18 protein-coding genes are annotated in these 16,115 nt (G+C 64.1%); 9 read left to right on the top strand and 9 right to left on the bottom strand.

Annotated elements, in window-relative coordinates; genetic code table 11:
• Positions 1 to 143: 143 nt before the first annotated feature.
• From cofC to cofG, 4 genes are all read left to right on the top strand, one after another.
• Positions 144 to 824, top strand: a complete 681-nt coding sequence (gene cofC, locus EP007_RS04430; protein ID WP_128476505.1) for a 2-phospho-L-lactate guanylyltransferase — start codon at positions 144 to 146, stop codon at positions 822 to 824.
• Positions 825 to 911: 87 nt separating this feature from the next.
• The gene (locus EP007_RS04425; protein WP_128476504.1) at positions 912 to 2,249 is read left to right on the top strand and encodes an AAA family ATPase; all 1,338 of its coding nucleotides are present in this window, start codon (positions 912 to 914) and stop codon (positions 2,247 to 2,249) included.
• On the top strand, positions 2,249 to 2,845 hold the full coding sequence (locus EP007_RS04420) for a hypothetical protein (protein ID WP_128476503.1): 597 nt from the start codon (positions 2,249 to 2,251) through the stop codon (positions 2,843 to 2,845). Before EP007_RS04425 ends, EP007_RS04420 begins: the two co-directional genes overlap by 1 nt.
• A 54-nt stretch (positions 2,846 to 2,899) precedes the next feature.
• Complete coding sequence (gene cofG, locus EP007_RS04415; RefSeq protein ID WP_128476502.1) at positions 2,900 to 4,042, top strand: 7,8-didemethyl-8-hydroxy-5-deazariboflavin synthase subunit CofG; 1,143 nt, start codon at positions 2,900 to 2,902, stop codon at positions 4,040 to 4,042.
• Here cofG and EP007_RS04410 read toward each other — a convergent pair.
• The 5 genes from EP007_RS04410 to cofH all read right to left on the bottom strand — a co-directional run bounded on the left by EP007_RS04410 (position 4,039) and on the right by cofH (position 9,123).
• On the bottom strand, positions 4,039 to 5,190 hold the full coding sequence (locus tag EP007_RS04410) for a hybrid sensor histidine kinase/response regulator (protein WP_128476501.1): 1,152 nt from the start codon (positions 5,188 to 5,190) through the stop codon (positions 4,039 to 4,041). The two genes, cofG and EP007_RS04410, sit on opposite strands and share 4 nt — an antisense overlap.
• Positions 5,183 to 5,635: a response regulator gene (locus EP007_RS04405; RefSeq protein WP_128476500.1), complete on the bottom strand. Its 453-nt coding sequence runs from the start codon at positions 5,633 to 5,635 to the stop codon at positions 5,183 to 5,185. The genes EP007_RS04410 and EP007_RS04405 overlap by 8 nt, the downstream gene beginning before the upstream one ends.
• Positions 5,628 to 7,079 (bottom strand): sensor histidine kinase, encoded by a 1,452-nt coding sequence (locus EP007_RS04400; protein WP_128476499.1) that lies wholly within the window; start codon positions 7,077 to 7,079, stop codon positions 5,628 to 5,630. Before EP007_RS04400 ends, EP007_RS04405 begins: the two co-directional genes overlap by 8 nt.
• Before the next feature lie 79 nt (positions 7,080 to 7,158).
• Entirely contained in the window at positions 7,159 to 7,716 is a 558-nt protein-coding gene (locus EP007_RS04395; protein ID WP_128476498.1) for a metal-dependent hydrolase, read from the bottom strand.
• A gap of 15 nt (positions 7,717 to 7,731) precedes the next feature.
• Positions 7,732 to 9,123, bottom strand: a complete 1,392-nt coding sequence (cofH, locus tag EP007_RS04390) for a 7,8-didemethyl-8-hydroxy-5-deazariboflavin synthase subunit CofH (RefSeq protein ID WP_128476497.1) — start codon at positions 9,121 to 9,123, stop codon at positions 7,732 to 7,734.
• 319 nt (positions 9,124 to 9,442) lie between these two features.
• On the opposite strand from cofH, the gene EP007_RS04385 reads away from it, so the two are divergent.
• Positions 9,443 to 10,468 carry a phosphoribosylaminoimidazolesuccinocarboxamide synthase gene (locus EP007_RS04385; RefSeq protein ID WP_128476496.1) on the top strand — a complete coding sequence of 342 codons (1,026 nt, stop codon included), beginning with the start codon at positions 9,443 to 9,445 and terminating at the stop codon, positions 10,466 to 10,468.
• A 302-nt stretch (positions 10,469 to 10,770) separates the two neighbouring features.
• On the opposite strand, the gene EP007_RS04380 is transcribed toward EP007_RS04385, so the two are convergent.
• Positions 10,771 to 12,168, bottom strand: a complete 1,398-nt coding sequence (locus tag EP007_RS04380; protein ID WP_128476495.1) for an aryl-sulfate sulfotransferase — start codon at positions 12,166 to 12,168, stop codon at positions 10,771 to 10,773.
• A 130-nt stretch (positions 12,169 to 12,298) separates the two neighbouring features.
• On the bottom strand, positions 12,299 to 13,282 hold the full coding sequence (locus tag EP007_RS04375) for a formyltetrahydrofolate deformylase (protein WP_128476494.1): 984 nt from the start codon (positions 13,280 to 13,282) through the stop codon (positions 12,299 to 12,301).
• A gap of 154 nt (positions 13,283 to 13,436) precedes the next feature.
• Between EP007_RS04375 and purS the strand changes: the two genes are divergently transcribed.
• Both purS and purQ read left to right on the top strand, forming a co-directional pair.
• Positions 13,437 to 13,691: a phosphoribosylformylglycinamidine synthase subunit PurS gene (gene purS, locus EP007_RS04370; RefSeq protein ID WP_128478496.1), complete on the top strand. Its 255-nt coding sequence runs from the start codon at positions 13,437 to 13,439 to the stop codon at positions 13,689 to 13,691.
• Positions 13,688 to 14,365, top strand: coding sequence for a phosphoribosylformylglycinamidine synthase I (gene purQ / locus EP007_RS04365; protein WP_128476493.1), 678 nt, complete (start codon positions 13,688 to 13,690; stop codon positions 14,363 to 14,365). The genes purS and purQ overlap by 4 nt, the downstream gene beginning before the upstream one ends.
• Positions 14,366 to 14,394: 29 nt before the next feature.
• On the opposite strand, the gene EP007_RS17320 is transcribed toward purQ, so the two are convergent.
• Together EP007_RS17320 and EP007_RS04360 are read right to left on the bottom strand one after the other, a co-directional pair.
• The gene (locus EP007_RS17320; protein ID WP_166035430.1) at positions 14,395 to 14,565 is read right to left on the bottom strand and encodes a hypothetical protein; all 171 of its coding nucleotides are present in this window, start codon (positions 14,563 to 14,565) and stop codon (positions 14,395 to 14,397) included.
• Positions 14,566 to 14,585: 20 nt separating this feature from the next.
• A complete protein-coding gene (locus EP007_RS04360; protein WP_128476492.1) occupies positions 14,586 to 14,822 on the bottom strand; it encodes a hypothetical protein in 237 nt (78 codons plus the stop codon).
• A 99-nt stretch (positions 14,823 to 14,921) separates the two neighbouring features.
• On the opposite strand from EP007_RS04360, the gene EP007_RS04355 reads away from it, so the two are divergent.
• A complete protein-coding gene (locus tag EP007_RS04355; RefSeq protein ID WP_128476491.1) occupies positions 14,922 to 15,551 on the top strand; it encodes a hypothetical protein in 630 nt (209 codons plus the stop codon).
• Complete coding sequence (locus tag EP007_RS04350; protein ID WP_128476490.1) at positions 15,551 to 16,072, top strand: hypothetical protein; 522 nt, start codon at positions 15,551 to 15,553, stop codon at positions 16,070 to 16,072. Before EP007_RS04355 ends, EP007_RS04350 begins: the two co-directional genes overlap by 1 nt.
• Positions 16,073 to 16,115: the final 43 nt, after the last annotated feature.

The raw sequence follows: 16,115 nt of genomic DNA, 5'->3' as shown, positions 1-16,115 counted from the left end.
CGCTCGCCGACGAGAGTTCTCCCTCGCCGAAACAATCCTACACAATTCTTCGAGCAAGGTAGCTAATTGCGTGAGATATTTGCACCGTTCCGACGGGTATTCCGTAGGCTCTTAAGGGAGCGCGCGCGAGTTGGGAATCGAGCATGCGAGTCGTCGTCCCGTACGCCGCCGACGCGCCCAAGACGCGGTTAGCCGACACGCTGTCGCCCGACGAGCGGACCGCGTTCGCCGAGGCGATGTTGGCCGACGTGTTGGCGGCGGTCCGTGCGACCGGCCGCGCCCCCGAAATTCTCGCCACCGAACGCATCGACGCGGACGCGCCCGTCACCGTGGACGACCGACCGCTGACCGAGGCGGTCAACGCGGTCCTCGCGGAGACCGACGAACCGGTCGCGGTCGTGATGGCCGACCTCGCGCTGGCGACGCCCGACGCCCTCGCGGGTCTCTTCGAGACTGACGGCGAAGTCGTCCTCGCGCCGGGGCGCGGCGGCGGCACCAACGCCGTCGTCGCGCACCACCCGGAGTTCCGGGTGGACTACCACGGCACGTCGTATCTGGACCACCGCGCCGTCGCGCGGCAAGTCGGGACCGAGGTGGCGGTGGTCGATTCGCACCGACTGGCGACCGACGTAGACGAGCGCGCGGACCTCGCGGAGGTGCTGATTCACGGCGGGAGCGCGCCCGGAAACGTGGACGACGCGAGCGCGGACCCCCGCGAGACGAGTCGGGCGCGGTCGTGGCTTCGGAACGCGGGCTTCGAACTCTCCGACGACGCGGGCCGGACGACGGTCGAACGCGAGGGTGGTTGTGCCGTTCAGTCGTGAGGGTTGATAGGGTGATTTGTGGAGTCAGCCACTGAGAAGGCCACCGTTTTTATGCCATGACGGCTAAGTTTCGGGCAAGCGACTACGATGACGGAACTCGAACACGTCGAGATTGAGGGGTTCAAGGGGTTAGAGTACGTCGAGTTCGAGCCTACGGATATTAATCTGATTACTGGGCGGAACAATACGGGAAAGACCTCGTTTTTGGAAGCAGTGAACCTCGCTTTCGATTTGAGCTACGTCAATCACTTCGAACGAAAGGTAGACAAGCTAATCAACGTTGACGCCGCCGAGAGCCGGATTCGAGTCCAGCGAGCAAGTAATAAAGAGTCTATCACTATTCGCCGACCGACAATTGCCGAGGCCAAGGGGCATCTGGTCAAAACCCTCATCGAAAACCTGAGCTTTCAACGCGAGGGGCTTCACGAGTTCGGATTTCAGGCCCGGTTCGATACAGAGAACGACTTCGTTCGAGTCCTCGAAGAACGCACCGATATGGACAGCGTCACAGTCGGTACTGAAATCGAAACTGGGTTAAAACAAACGGTCACTACGGTTCTGGACCAATCTCTCAGAGGCGAAACTGCTGACCGATTCTCTGAGGAATGTCTCGTCTTCGAAAAGAACGGCGAGCAGTTCCCGTACGTCTATTTCCAAGACTTATCGGACGTACTTCGAAATCATTACGACGAAATCGGGCGTGCATTCGAGCGCGAAATAAAAGCGGAATTTGAGGCCGAAAATCTCCGTACACCCGATGAACACGGGGATTTGATATATCCCGGAGGGGACCGAGACAAGTTCTTCGAATTTTTGTTCGACCAACCGCCAGACGAGGGACAGTTTCTTCGAAAACCGACGGGGAAACAAGAACTCTTGTTCATCAAGTCCAGACGACTTACGGAGAGAGATCAGAACATCGACCCGGAAGAACACGCTATCAAGATAGACGACATCGGGGACTACGTTAAGGAAACAGAACTGATAGACGGCCTCAAGACCTTCAATCTCGATTATCTCGTCTTTGAGGAAGACGGCGAGAAACACGATATCCCCTACGACTTCATGGGCGACGGTTTCAAGTCCATCGTTGGCCTGCTCTGGGAACTCATGGACGACGACGTAGAGAACGAAATCGTCCTCCTCGAAGAACCCGAGACCCACATGCACCCCGGATACGTCCGCGAGGTCGTCTACTTCCTCATCGACCTCGCCCGCGAGGAGGACGTACAACTGTTCATCACCACCCACGACAGCGACTTCATCAACGACTTCTTCACCGAGAATCTGACCGACGAGGAGGAGGCGTATCTCGAAGACGAGTTCTCGCTCCTGCGGATGGAGGAAGACGACGCCGTGGTCGAGGACTACGAGACGGCCCGCGAGAATCTGAAAGACCTCCACCTCGACCTGCGAGGGATTTAATGAAACAGATCGTCCTCTGCGAGGGGAAACACGACGTTCACCTCATATCATCTTTCTTTGAACAGCGGGACGGAAACTTCGAAGTGAAGAAGGTCATCGGCGAGGAACTTGACTCGCCGATACAGGGCGAGGAGTCGCGCCAGATAACGAACTTTCAGGAGCGACGAAATCCGTACCACGTTCTCGCAAAGTCCGACAACGGGAAACAGGAGTTAGAAAAGGTTTTCGCGGCGCTCGTCAACCAACTGCTCCGAATCGGTCCCGAGGTGGTCGTCTTAGTGGACCTCGACGGTGGCAGTCTCCAGCGATTCGTGGACGGACTGGACGAGCGAATCCGCGGGTCTCACGACCGAATCGAACTGGGACAGCACGAAGTGTCGAGGCGAAACGACGATATGGTGGCCGCCGTGTGCGAAGTGCTGAAACGCGACGGAAGCCGAAAAGGGGCGTTCAAAATCGTCGCCTTCGAACAGACCTTGGAGCGAGTCGCCGACGTTTCCAGAGACGAAGAGATAGACGCGCGCCGAGACCAGATCGAGGAATTTCTGGAAGAAGCACACGTCTACGACCTGCTCGATACGGTCCTCCCTGAGTGACGGAGAAGGTCCGGTACAGCAAGGATTTTCCCGCCGAAGCGAGAACCCACACCGATGGCTGGTGCCGAGATTCCGGGAGCCGACGAGTACGACATCGATCTCTCCATCGCTGACGCCGATGTAGAGCGACTGCTCGAAGTCACTCCCGACGACGTGTCGGCCGCCGACGAACTCACCTTCGCCAAGAACGTCTTCGTCCCGCTGACGACGGCCTGCCGGTACACCTGCACGTACTGCACCTACTTCGACCCGCCGGGCGAAGCCACCTTGCTCTCGCCCGAGGAGGTCCGGGATATCGTCCGGACCGGCGCGGACGCCGGATGCACGGAAGCCCTCTTTACTTTCGGTGACGACCCCGACGACCGCTACGACCGGATTCACGGCCAACTCGCGGAGTGGGGCCACGACTCTATCCACGACTACCTTCGGGAGGTCTGCGAAATCACGCTGGAGGAGGGCCTGCTTCCCCACAGCAACCCCGGCGACCAGACCCGCGAGCAGATGGAGACGGTCGCGGACGTGAACGCCTCGATGGGCGTGATGCTCGAAACCACCGCGGACGTGAGCGCACACGCCGGACCCCGAGTGAAGAACCCCGGCCAGCGCCTCGACACGATTCGGACCGCGGGCGAGTTGGGCGTGCCGTTCACCACGGGCCTGCTCGTCGGTATCGGCGAGGAGTGGCGCGACCGGGCCGAGAGCCTGCTTGCCATCCGTGAGATGCACGAGCGATACGGCCACGTTCAGGAGGTCATCGTCCAGAACGTCGTGCCGAACGAGCGCTCGAACTACGAGCGCCCGTCGGTCGAGACCATGCGGCGAGTCGTGGCGATGGCCCGCGAGTGTCTGCCCGAGACGGTGTCGGTGCAGGTGCCGCCCAACCTCTCGCCGACCCGCGACCTGCTGGACTGCGGCGTGGACGACCTCGGGGGCGTCTCGCCAGTCACGGACGACCACATCAATCCGGAGTACAAGTGGCCCGCTTTACAGGAGTTGGAGGACATCGCCGACGAGGCCGGGGTGCCCCTGCGCGAGCGCCTGCCGGTGTACCGGCGCTACCTCCCCGCGGAGTTGGGTGGCGAGACCACACGCGACGACCGACCGAGCGAGACGTGGGTGTCCGAGACGATTCAACGCGCGATAGCCGCGGACGACGAGGCTGGCGAGCGATACCGCGAGACGCTCGCGGGCCCTTAGAGCGCGACCAGTTCGACCACGAACACCGCGCCGCTCGGGTCGTTGTCCTCGACGTGGACCGACCCACCGTACTGCTTGACGAGCGTATCCACGAGGTAGAGACCGATACCGGTGCCCTCGCTGTCGATACCCTGTTCGCCCCGGCCGAAGACGGCGTCGCGGCGGTCGCTCGGAATCCCCGGCCCGTCGTCAGCGACCCGAATCTCGACGGTATCGTCGGCGACCGACACGCCGACCTCGATTTGCGGGTTGTCGGTGTCGTTGTGCTGGACCGCGTTGTTCAGCAGGTTGCTGAACACCGACGAGAGCATGCTGTTCGCCCGGACCGACACGGAGGGAAGGTCGCCGTCCACGGCGAACGTCGCGTCGTCGTGGGAACTCCGGGCCTTCCGGAGTTCGGTTTCGAGGATTCGGCCCGCATCGACCGGTTCGAGGTCGGGGTCCTGCTCGCCGGTGATGGTTTCAAGCAGCGTCGAGACGGTCTCGGTGAGTTCCACGACGTGTTCGCTGTTCTCCAACATCCGGTCGAGGAACTCCGCGTGGTCGTCATCGACGCGTTCGCGCAGGAGTTCGCCCGTGCCGCAGACGACGTTCATATCGTTGCGGATGTCGTGTTCGAGAATCTGGTTCAGGATGGCCAGTTGCTCGGTCCGGCGGGCGAGTTCCCGCTCGTTTTTCTTGCGCTCTATCGCGTAGCGCATCGTCCGGACGAGCAGTTCCCCATCGATTTCACCCTTGACGAGGTAGTCCTGCGCGCCGCGCTGGACCGCTTCGACGCCGAAATCTCGGTCGTTGAGTCCCGTCAGAAGGACGATTGGCACTTCGCGGGTCTGGTCGAGGACGGCGTCGAGAGTCTTCTCGCCGCTGCTGTCGGGGAGCATCAGGTCGAGCAAAATTACATCGATGGTCGCCGCGTCGAGCGTGTCCAGACCGTCCGCGAGACAGTCCTCCCGGACGAGCGTGATATTGGGCATGCTGCTGCTGTCGTCCAGCATGTTGCCCTTCATGTGAATCATCTCCTCGATGAGGCGGGCGTCCCCGTCGTTGTCCTCGATGAGCAGAATCGTCGTCTCGTCGGGAGCGTCGTCGCTCGTCGCTTCCTCGTCGGCCTGTGCGTCCGCCGTCTCGTTCGAGAACCGGTCACTCATTGTTCGGCGGAAGTTTGACGATGGAGAGCCAGAACGCCTCTAGATTCTGTGCGACATCGATGAACTGGTCGATGTCCACCGGTTTCGTGATGTAGGCGTTGGCGTGGAGTTCGTAACTCCGGGCGATGTCCTCCTCGGCCTCCGAACTCGTCAGCACGACTACCGGGATGCGCCGGAGTTCGCGGTCCTCGTCTATCTCCTTGAGGACTTCCTCGCCGTCCTTCCGAGGGAGGTTGAGGTCCAGCAGGATGAGGTCGGGTTGGGGCGTGTCCTCGTACTCGCCCTCACAACGGAGAAACGACATCGCCTCGACGCCGTCGCCGACGACGTGGAGGTTGTTCAACACGTCGCCCTGCTCTAACGCCTCCTCGGTCAGGCGAACGTCGCCGGGGTTGTCCTCGACGAGCAGAATCTCTATTCGCTCGCCGGTGAGTCGGTCACTCATCCTCGACACCTCCCACGGGAAGAGTGAAGTAGAAGGTAGAGCCTTCTCCGGGGGCCGATTCGACCCGGATGGTGCCGCCGTGGCGGTCAACTATCTTCTGGCACATCGCCAGTCCGATGCCGGTCCCCGAGTATTCGTCCTTGCCGTGGAGTCGCCCGAAGATTCGGAACACCTCTTCGAGGTTGTCCTCGGAAATCCCGATGCCGTTGTCGCTGACCGCGAAGACGTACTCGTCGCCGTCGCGCTCGGCCGTGACGTGGATTCGGGGCGGTCCCTCGTCGCAGTATTTGATGGCGTTGCTCACGAGGTTCTGAAGCAGCATCGCCAGTTGGCTCTCGTCGCCGACCACCGTCGGGAGCGAGTCGTGGGTAATCTCGGCGTCGCTCTCGGCGATGGCGACCTGTAGATTGTCGAGGGCCTGCTCTAACACCGACTCGAAGTCGGTCTGCTCGAAGTCGCCGCCGCGGGTGTCAACCCGCGAGTACTGGAGCAGGTCGTTTATCATCTGTTTCATCCGGTCGGCCCCGTCCACGGCGTAGTCGATGAACTCCTGTGCGTCCTCATCTAACTTGTCTCCGTACTGGCGTTCGAGCAGTTGCATGTAGCTAGACACCATCCGGAGCGGTTCCTGAAGGTCGTGGGAGGCGACGTAGGCGAACTGCTCTAACTGGGCGTTGGACTCTTCGAGCTTTTCGACGGTCTCTTTCAGTTCTATCTCGGCCTTCTTCCGGTCGGTGATGTTGCGCGCGATGACCTGACACGTCGCGCGCTCGCCGGGCAGGTCCACCGGCACGAAGACGTTGTGGAAGTAGTCGCCGTTGTATCCGTCCTCGAAGCGCCGCGTCTCGCCCGTCTCGATGACCTCCCGGCCGACCGACAGTCGCTTCTCGGCGATGTCCTCGGGCGCCAGATCGGCCACCGACTTGCCCGCCAACTCCTCGGGCGTGGCGTCGAAGGAGTCGGCCATCGACTGGTTGGCCATGACGAACTCGCCGTCGGCGTTTATCTGCGCGATGAGGTCCGGCGAGTTGTCCACCAGTAGTTCGTACTTCTTTTCGGTCCGGCGCTGTTCGACGGCGTTGTCGATCTGATTCGCCAGTTTCTCGAACTGCTGGTCGCCCTCGTTCTTCTGGAAGTAGTGGGTGACGCCCGCCGCAACCGCCTCGCTGGCGACCGCCTCGCTCCCGGTGCCGGTCAGGAGAATGAATGGTTGCTCGAAGCCCCGCTCGCGGGCCGCTTCGAGGAACTCGATGCCGTCGAGGTCGGGCATCTGGTAGTCGGTGACGACGCAATCGACTTCCGACGTTTCGAGAGAGTCGAGTCCTTCGCGGGCGTTGTTTCCGGTAAGCGTCTCCATATCGTAGTCCGTCGAGAGGGTGTCGGCGACGAGTTGGGCGTAGAAATTGCTATCGTCTACGACCAACACCCTGATAGCGGTGTCCATGTGTGCGGTTCATCCGGACCGCACACGATAAACGTACTGAAACGGCCCCCATGTTTTCGTTACGTCATAGTCGGTAAAATTATCGGAGAAAGCGCGTCTCGACCTCGGGCAACTGCTTTCGGACCGCGACGTAGACGACCGACACCGCGAGTCCGACGACGGTCAGCGTCCGAATCGCGCCGTCGAAGACCAACAGGCCCGGTAGCGAGAAGACCGCAGTCACTACGAGGTCTTCGGGCGCGCCGTCGTAGCGAATCCAGCGCCGCGGTCGGACCCACCTGCCCGCGGCGTGGACGTAGACGCCCCGGTCGTCGGTGGCCTCCCACGGCCGGAGTTCGAGACCGCCGCCCGCGGCGTCGGTCATGCAGTGGAGCGCGGCCGAGAGCAGGAACAACGCGAGCGCGACCGTCGCCGTCGCGGGCGCGAGCAGGGCAATCCCGCCCGCCGCGACTCCGGCCACCGCGTAGTAGACCGGAAAGTGGAGCGTCCGGCGGTGCTGGCCCGAGAGCAAATCGAGGTCCGGAAAGACGCCCCCGGCGAGTGCGGCCAGCGCGGCCGCGGGCGCAAACTCGGGCGCGAGGGCCGTGAACGGGGCCGCCAGCGTGACCCCCATCGCGGCGTGCGTGGTGTTCATCATGTTCAGTCGAACTCCTCAGTCGTCGGCGACCGACTCGGCCGGGGCGGTTCGCTCGGACTCGGGGACCAGCGGCGACCCGTCGGCCGCCGGACCCAACTCCGGGCCGAACGGCGGGTCCGAGGGGTCGATAACTCGGGTCTGTCGGTAGTCGGTCGAACGCTCGACGGGCGTCCGACCGATGGCGGTTATCATCTCGACGTACTCCGCGAACGACCGGGCCTCGCCGAACTCGCCGCCCGCCCGCTTCGTGATTTCCTCGCTGAGGATGGTGCCCATGAAGTCGTTCGCCCCACAGGAGAGCATCTTCAGGCCCTGCTCGTCGCCGTACTTGACCCACGACGACTGGATGTTCTCGATATTGTCGAGGAAGAGTCTGGAGACGGCTATCATGAGTTCGTCCTCGTGGGTCGTCGCGCCCGCCTCCACCATCCCGCGCTCGGCGAGCGGCGTGTTCGAGTGGACGAACGAGAGCGGGACGAACTCCGTGATGTTGTCCGTTCGGTCCTGTAAATCCCGGATTCGTTTCAGGTGCATCACGCGGTGGGCCTCGTTCTCGACGTGGCCGTACATGATGGTCGCGGTCGTGTCGAGACCGACTTTTGCGGCGGCCTCCATCGCTTCGACCCACTCGTCGCTCCCGATTTTGCCGGGACAGATAACCCCCCGGACTTCATCGACCAGAATCTCGGCGGCGGTGCCGGGAACGCTGTCGAGTCCGGCCTCCTTCAGGCGGCGGTACACCTCCTCGTAGGACCAGTCGGTCCCTCTTCGGGCGTGGTAGGCCTCCTCGGGAGTCATCGAGTGGAGGTGAACGTCGCCGACGTTCATCGCCTCCATCTGGGCGACGTAGGTGCCGGGGTCGGTCTCGTAGGCCGACGGCGACTTGTAGTTCAGGTCGCCGCGGTCGCTCGCCTCCAAGAGTTCGAGGTGTTCGTCGTCCAGCGCGAGACCGGGGTGGAGACCGCTGACCGACGTGACCTCGTAAATTCCCGTCTCGCGGGCCGATTCGACGATTTTGCGGGACTCCTCGGGCGTCTTGGTGAATCCGCCGTGGTTGGTCTCGTTATCGGTCTCGAAGTCCTGAGCCGTGTTCTTGAAGTTACAGAACAGACATCCGGTGTTGCACGCGGTCGTGACGTTGTTGTTCAGGTTGGCGACGAAGGTGACGCCCTCGCCGACGACCTCGGCCCGGCGGCGGTCGGCGGTCTCCAGCACCCGCTCTTTCCGGTCTAAGTGGATACCCTCGCGGTCGGTGCCGGTCGTCATGAGTTCGATGCCGTCGGCGACGCTCAGGCGCTCGCCATCGCTGGCTTTCGCCAGTGCGTTCTCGAACGACTGGTCGGTCTCGGGCACGTACTCGAAGTCGAACTCTCCTCGCGGAACGTTCGTCCGGGCCGCGTCTTCCATCACCCGTGATGAGGACCGGGAGCGATAAAAACCGACGGGTTACGGCAGGGGGTTGCCGCCGTCCGGAACGAGCGGTCTCGGTCGTCGCGGGTCGTTGCGGTCCTCACTGGTCGTCGGAAATCCTGACGCCACCCCGACCTAATGCGCGAAAGTGCATATTTCGAGCGGGTGATTGATAGAAAGTACGCACGGGAATGGAAACGCCTTAGTCCGACGGCGGCTACCCCTCGCACATGACCGACAGCGACGGGGCACGCGGCGACAAGGCGAGTGATACCGGGACGGGCGCGAGTCGGGCGTCGAGCGCGAGGTGGTTACGGTGACCAGCGTCAAGGAGTTCCGCATCGAGCGCGAACCGACCGCGACCACGCTCGGGCGCGGGTCGTTCGTCTTCACCGACGACTACTCGGTCTTCGACTGGGGGAAGATGCCCGACGAGATTCCCGACAAGGGCGCGAGTCTCTGCGCGATGGGCGCGTTCAACTTCGAGTTGCTGGAAGCGGCGGGCGTGCCGACTCACTATCGGGGAGTGGTCAGCGAGGAGACCGGCGAGGTCGTCCCGCTCGCCGAGACCGAGGTCCCGCCGACCGAGATGGCCATCGACTTGACCCAAGTACCCGACCTGCCCCACGAGGGCCGGAGCTACGACTACGACGCCTACCACGAGGCGGCGGGCGACAACTTCCTGATTCCGCTCGAAATCGTCTTCCGGAACAGCGTCCCCGTGGGGTCGAGTCTCCGGCGGCGCACCGACCCCGCGGACCACGGTCTCGACTTCGCGGAGTGGCCCGAGGGCGTCGTCCAACTCGAAGAACCCATCGTGGAGTTCTCGACGAAGTACGAGGAGGGCGACCGCTACCTCTCGCGCCGCGAGGCCGACCGCATCGCCGGACTCGCCGACGTGACGGAACTGGAAGCAGTCGCCCGCGAAGTGAACCGGGTCGTCACCGAGCAGGCCGCCGAGGCCGAACTGGTCCACGAGGACGGTAAAATCGAGTGCCTGTACGTTGACGGTGAGGTTCGCGTCGCCGACGTGGTGGGCACCTTCGACGAGAACCGCTTTACCTTCCACGGCCAGCAGGTCAGCAAGGAGTTCGTCCGCCAGTACCACAAGCGCACCCAACCGGAGTGGGTCGAAGCGGTCGATGCGGCCAAGCAGGAGGCCAAGAAGCGCGACGTTGCCGACTGGAAATCGCTCTGCGAGGCGTCGCCGGAATCGCTGGACGACGAGGTTATCGAGGCCGCCAGCGACCTCTACGCGGCGGGGACGAACGCCTACGTCGGCCGAGAACTGTTCGAGGCCCCGTCGCTGGTGGACGCTGTGGGCGCGGTTCGGGACCTCTGAGACGTTCTTTTCGGTAGTTGATTCTCGACTCTCGCGTACTTTCTTGACATCCGAACTCGCGGGGCGGTCGCGGTCAACTCCTTGGAATCGGCAGTAGCTAGCTTCTCCGTACTTTCATCGAGAATGCGCTAGCTACTGCCGACTCCTATCATACCGCCCCGCACAGCACCGCACCCTCGTCCTCCCCAACCGATTGCGGTCCTCGGTCTCCGCTTCGCTCCGACCTGCGGTCCTCATCCCTCGCACGCGTTGCTCGCGCGCGCCGACGATGTGATTCTCCTGACTACTGCTTTCCCATCTACTCACTTCCGCCGCGAAATCGACACCGGCGAGTGAACCGACGCGCGCCACGACGACCAGTAAGCCTCGCAGACGACCCAGACCACCAGCGTCAGGAGCGCCGCCGCGAGCGCCAGCACCTCCGGGCCGCCCATCCAGACCGGCGTGACGTACATCAAGCCGTTGGCGGTCCGGCCGGGGAGCAGGTCCCTGACGACCGCCCACGCTCGGTCGAGCGGACCGGCCGATTCGGTCGCCGCCGTCTGTCCGGCGGAGTCGCCCAGACTCGCGCCGCCGCCGGTTCTGGACTGGAGGCCCGCCTCCGCCGCGGCGGGACCGCCGGTACTCTCGTCGCCGGTGTTCAGGCGCTCGGACTCGTAGGGAAACGCGATGTCCACGCTCCAGACGACTTCGCCCTGCCGATTCACCTCGACGACGCGGTTGCCGTTCGAGTCGGTAACGAGCGTGTTGCCGTTGGGCAGGCGGTCGGCGTCGCGCGGCCACTGGGTGCGAGCGTCCTGCCAGACCCACGACTGGGTCCACTCGCCGCCCTCGCGCTGGTACTCGACCACGCGGTTGTTCTCCGAGTCGCCGATGAGAACTGCGGGACCGCCGTCGGCGGCGTTGATGTAGTCGGGGTTGTGCTGTTCGTAGATGGTGTCGTGGTCGCCGTCCTCGCCGAGCGTCCGGTTCTCCTGTAAGCCGGTCTCGCGGTTCAAGAACACCACTTGGTCCTGATTGCGCAGGCTGGCCATGATGGTGCCGTCGGCCAGCACCTCCACGTCGTTGAGGTGCGTCCAGTCCTCGGGGTACGGCCCGCCGCTCGCCGTCGAGTAGTCGCGCTGGGCGTCCCACTCCCACTCGATGAGTTCGCTGGTCGTGTTGACGACGTACACCCGGTCCTGCGCAATGTCGGCGACGACCAAGCTATCCTCGTCCAATCGGTCCGCGTCGTGCCACCGCGTCGAGTGCTTGCCCGGCGTGATGCGGCCGTAGAGGCGCGTCACCTCGCCGGTCGAGAGGTTAGCGCGCTCGACCACGTTCCGCGTGCAGGGCGTCGTCGCGTGGCACTCCGAGGCGTTGAGGTGGTCGGCCGCGACGTACTCGACGGTCGTCTCTGCGCCCTGCACGGGGTCCACATCCCAGTAGCGCGTGTGCGAATCGTTGTAGTACATCACGCTGCCGTTGGGTGCGAACGCGACGAGTTCGGCCCGCGCTCGCGGCCCGTCGCTGGCCTCGCCCATCCATGTGTTCGAGTCGGTGGCGACCACCGTGATTCCCTCTCTGGGAGACGCGTCGAACGTCGGCCGTCCGGACGAGGACGAGGTGGTCTCGGCGGAGAGATAGCCCGAGGCGAACACGAACGCCGACGCGACGACGATACCGACGAACAACACCCTAACGGCGTCCCGAAAACGCATTGAGTCGCGGTTGGCGATGAACCGTCTTTGTTATCCGGAGACTAGAGGCGGCCATCGCGGCGTTACCGCTCGGCGAATCGCAGGAGGGAGCCACAGACCGAGGCTGAAAGGAGCAGTACGACGAGGGTTCTCAGTCGTCGCTCGTCTCCGGGGGCGCGACCAGTCGCTCGTCGGTCGGTTCGTCCGGCGTCGCTCGGTCGAGTTCGGGCGGCATGCCGAGTTGATAGGCCGAGTCGTCGCTCGCGCCAGTCGCCACCTCCGCGGCGTCATCTCGGAGTTTGGTCCGGCCGCGGTGGATGGACAGGTCGTCGCCGAGGTGGAGACGAACCGCCTCCAGCAACACGTCGGCTTCGAGGGGTTGGCCACGCTCTTTCAGCGTCTCGACGCTCGCGCCGTCGGGCACGTTGAACGCGCGCTGGGCGACGATGGGACCTTGGTCGAGGTCGGTCGTGACGTAGTGGGCGGTCACGCCCGCCAACCTGACGCCCGCCTCCTTGGCCTGCCGGTAGGCCTTCGCGCCGGGGAACGCGGGCAGGAGGCTCGGGTGGACGTTGATGATGCGGCCCTCGTAGCGGAAGACGACGTTCGGCCCGAGGATGCGCATGTAGCGGGCCAGCACCACGAGGTCGGCGTCGTACTCCCCGAGCAAATCGAGCAGATGTTCCTCGTCGGCGTTGCCCTGCGCGTCGCCGATGTCGTGGAAGGGAACGTCGTACTCTTCGGCGACCGATTCGAGGTCCGGGTGGTTCCCGATGACGACCGAAATCTCGGCGTCGAGGTCCGCCTCGGCCTCGCAGAGTCGCCGCAGGCAGTGACTTTCCTTGGTGACCAGCACTGCGATGCGCTTGGTCTCGCGGTCGTCGGGGAACCGGACCCGAACGTCCACGCCGAGGTCGTCGCCGAGTTCGCCGAGGTCCGCGCGGAGCGCGTCGCGGGTGGTCTCCATCCCGGCGGTATCGACGCGCATCGTCATCCGGAAGAGGTCGTCGCGGACCGCTTGGTCCAAGTCCTCGATGTTGATTCCGCGCTCGAAGAGGAGACTCGTGACGCGGGCGACGAGTCCGGTGTCGTCGTCGCCGATGACAGTGATTTCGGTCAGTTCGCGCTGCGTCATCGTACCACCTGCACGGGAGACATCGTTGCTCTGTCTGAGAACGCTCGACGCTAAAAGGAACCGCTTCGGCGCAAGATTCCCGCATTTATGCACGTCCGTGGAACGACCACGGATTCCGAAAGGGCTTTTGAGCATGAACGACCATCTCGAAGCGATGACTGCCTACACCGCCACGGTCACGGTCCGCCTGAAGGAGGGCGTCCTCGACCCCGAGGCAGAGACGACCAAGCAGGCCCTACAGCGACTCGGCTTCGAGTTGGACCACCTCCGCTCGGCCGACCGGTTCGAGTTGGACCTCGACGCCGAATCGGCGGACGACGCCGCCGAGCGCGCCGACGAGATGGCCGAGCGCCTACTGGCGAATCCGACCATCCACGACTACGACATCGAGGTCGAATCCCGAGAATGACCGTCGCCATCGTCCAATTCGGCGGTAGCAACTGCGACCGGGACGCCCGGCGCGCGCTCGCCCACCTCGACATCGACGCCGAACTCGTCTGGCACGAGGACGGTCTCCCGGCGGACCCAACCGGCATCATGCTCCCCGGCGGGTTCTCCTACGGCGACTATCTCCGGGCGGGCGCAATCGCCGCGAACAGCCCCATCATGGCCGAGATTCGGGAGGCCGCCGACGACGGCGTGCCAGTTCTGGGCGTCTGCAACGGTGCCCAAATCGGCTCGGAGTCGCGGCTCACGCCCGGCGCGTTCACCACCAACGCCTCCGCGCGCTTCCAGTGCGAGCGCGTCCACGTCCGCGTCGAGAACGCCGACACGCCGTGGACTGCCAACTACGAGGAAGGTGAGGTCGTCGAGTTGCCCATCGCCCACGGCGAGGGTCGGTTCGAAGTGACCGACGACCACCTCGCGGAACTGAACGACGAGAATCGCATCCTCTTCCGGTACTGCGACGAGACGGGCGCGGTCACCGACGAGGCCAACCCCAACGGCTCGAAGGAGAACGTCGCTGGCGTCCTCGGCCACTCGAAGAACGTGGCGGTGCTGATGCCCCACCCCGAGCGTATCTCGCTCCCCGACATCGGCGGTACCGACGGACAGGGAATCCTCCGCGGGTTCGAGACCTGAGACGGACTCGGGACTCGTCTGCGAGTCGCTCAGTGGTGCGACTCCCGCTTCTCTCGGCGACCGTACGCGAAGACCAGTGCCCAAACGAGTGCCACGACGACGAGCCAGCCGACGACGACGAGTATCGACCACGCCGAAATCGGCCCTGCGGCGACTGCCGATACTCCCGTCGCATCTGCCGGGAGACTGGTAGCAACCACCGGAACTCCCGTGGCGACCGTCATCGGTCGATGGATACCGGCGTATCGCTGGCTATCCACTGGTGGTCGGTCTCGTCGCTGTTCCGGATTTCTATCCAGCCGTTCGAACAGAAGATAGTTTCGTAGTCGCCCCATCCCTCGGACATGTGTCCGACACGCCGGGTCGGCGACCCGACGAACTCCCCGGTCGCCGAGCGCCGCCCTGCGTGCCACCCCCACGAGGACGGTGGGCGAGCGAAGCCTTTGTTATCCGGCAAGTATCGACAGGTAGGGTCGGCTTAGACGCGCGAAACGCGGAATGGATGCTTGTTCCCGGCGACACAAGACACTTGTCGGCTGACGGCCACCTCCCGGTTATGCCCTCCAGACGCGCTCTCCTGCGGACCTGCGGCGTCGGAGTGACTCTCGGCGTCGCTGGCTGTCTCGGCTCCGGCGGCGACTCGTCCGGCGAGACGACCGCGACGACGCGAACGACTACCGAATCCACGTCCGAGACAACAACGGACCGAACGCCGACCACCGCGGTCCCGCCGACCGCCGAGGCGGTCGAACCCGCCGCTATCGGCGAGCGAGGCGTCCCGCGCTCGCCGACTATCGAATCCAATACCTACGACCCGTTTCGCGGCGTGGTCGTCGGCGAACGCCCCGAGACGCCCGGCGGCCACTACGAGACGCCCCACGTCTGGGTCTGGAACCTGACCGGCGACCCCACCACCATCGCGGTCGAGGTGGCGACCGGCGGCGCGCGACTCCACCGCGCCGAGACCGAGTTCCCCGCCGGGGCACCCCTCGCGGTCGTCTTCTACGCGCGGCGCGCCTACGACGTGACGGTCCGCATCGGCGGCCGCGAGAAGGCCGTCACCGTCGAACCGAACCGCTTCTGGTGCAACGCCACGGGGACCGACGTGCAGATTCGACCCGACGCCATCAAGTCCGGGACGGTTTCGACCTCGGCGGCCTGCACGACGACGCCGGGAGGGTCGTGATGGCGACGCGGCGCGACTATCTCGCGCTCTCGGGGTCGGCGTTCGCGGCGTCGCTGTCGGGGTGTCTCTCGTCGGGGTTGCTCGCTGGCGGGCCACCGGACGTACAAATGGAGTCTGAACCACCGGAGCGCGGAGTCCCGACTGCGAACCCCGACCTCTCGGCGAACTCGACGGTCACGACGCTCGCGGTCGGACGAGGAAGCGACCACCGTCAGGTCTGGCTCTGGAACGAGACAGACCGGAATCTGGAGGTAGCCGTCGAAATCAGCCGTGAGGGCGACGGTGAACCGTGGTTTCAACAGAGCTACGACCTCGACACCGACGTGAACCTCGCTATCGACCTGCGTGAGAGCCGCGACTACGCGATTACCGTCGGCGTCCCCGACCGGACGGAGACCGTCGAGATTTCGAAGTCGGAATTCGACTGTAACGCTTCGGTGACGGACGTGGCGATTCGAGCGACGGAGTTCGACACGGCGAGCATCAAGACCACCGAAGGCTGTAAGGTGGGATTTTGGTAGGAGTGAGAGACCCAAAGCGACGATCAGAAGTGACGATAAGAAG

Source organism: Halorussus pelagicus (assembly GCF_004087835.1).
GTDB lineage: Archaea > Halobacteriota > Halobacteria > Halobacteriales > Haladaptataceae > Halorussus > Halorussus pelagicus.
The sequence above is the reverse complement of the archived record's forward strand: the minus strand, read 5'-3'. Positions and strand labels throughout refer to the sequence as shown.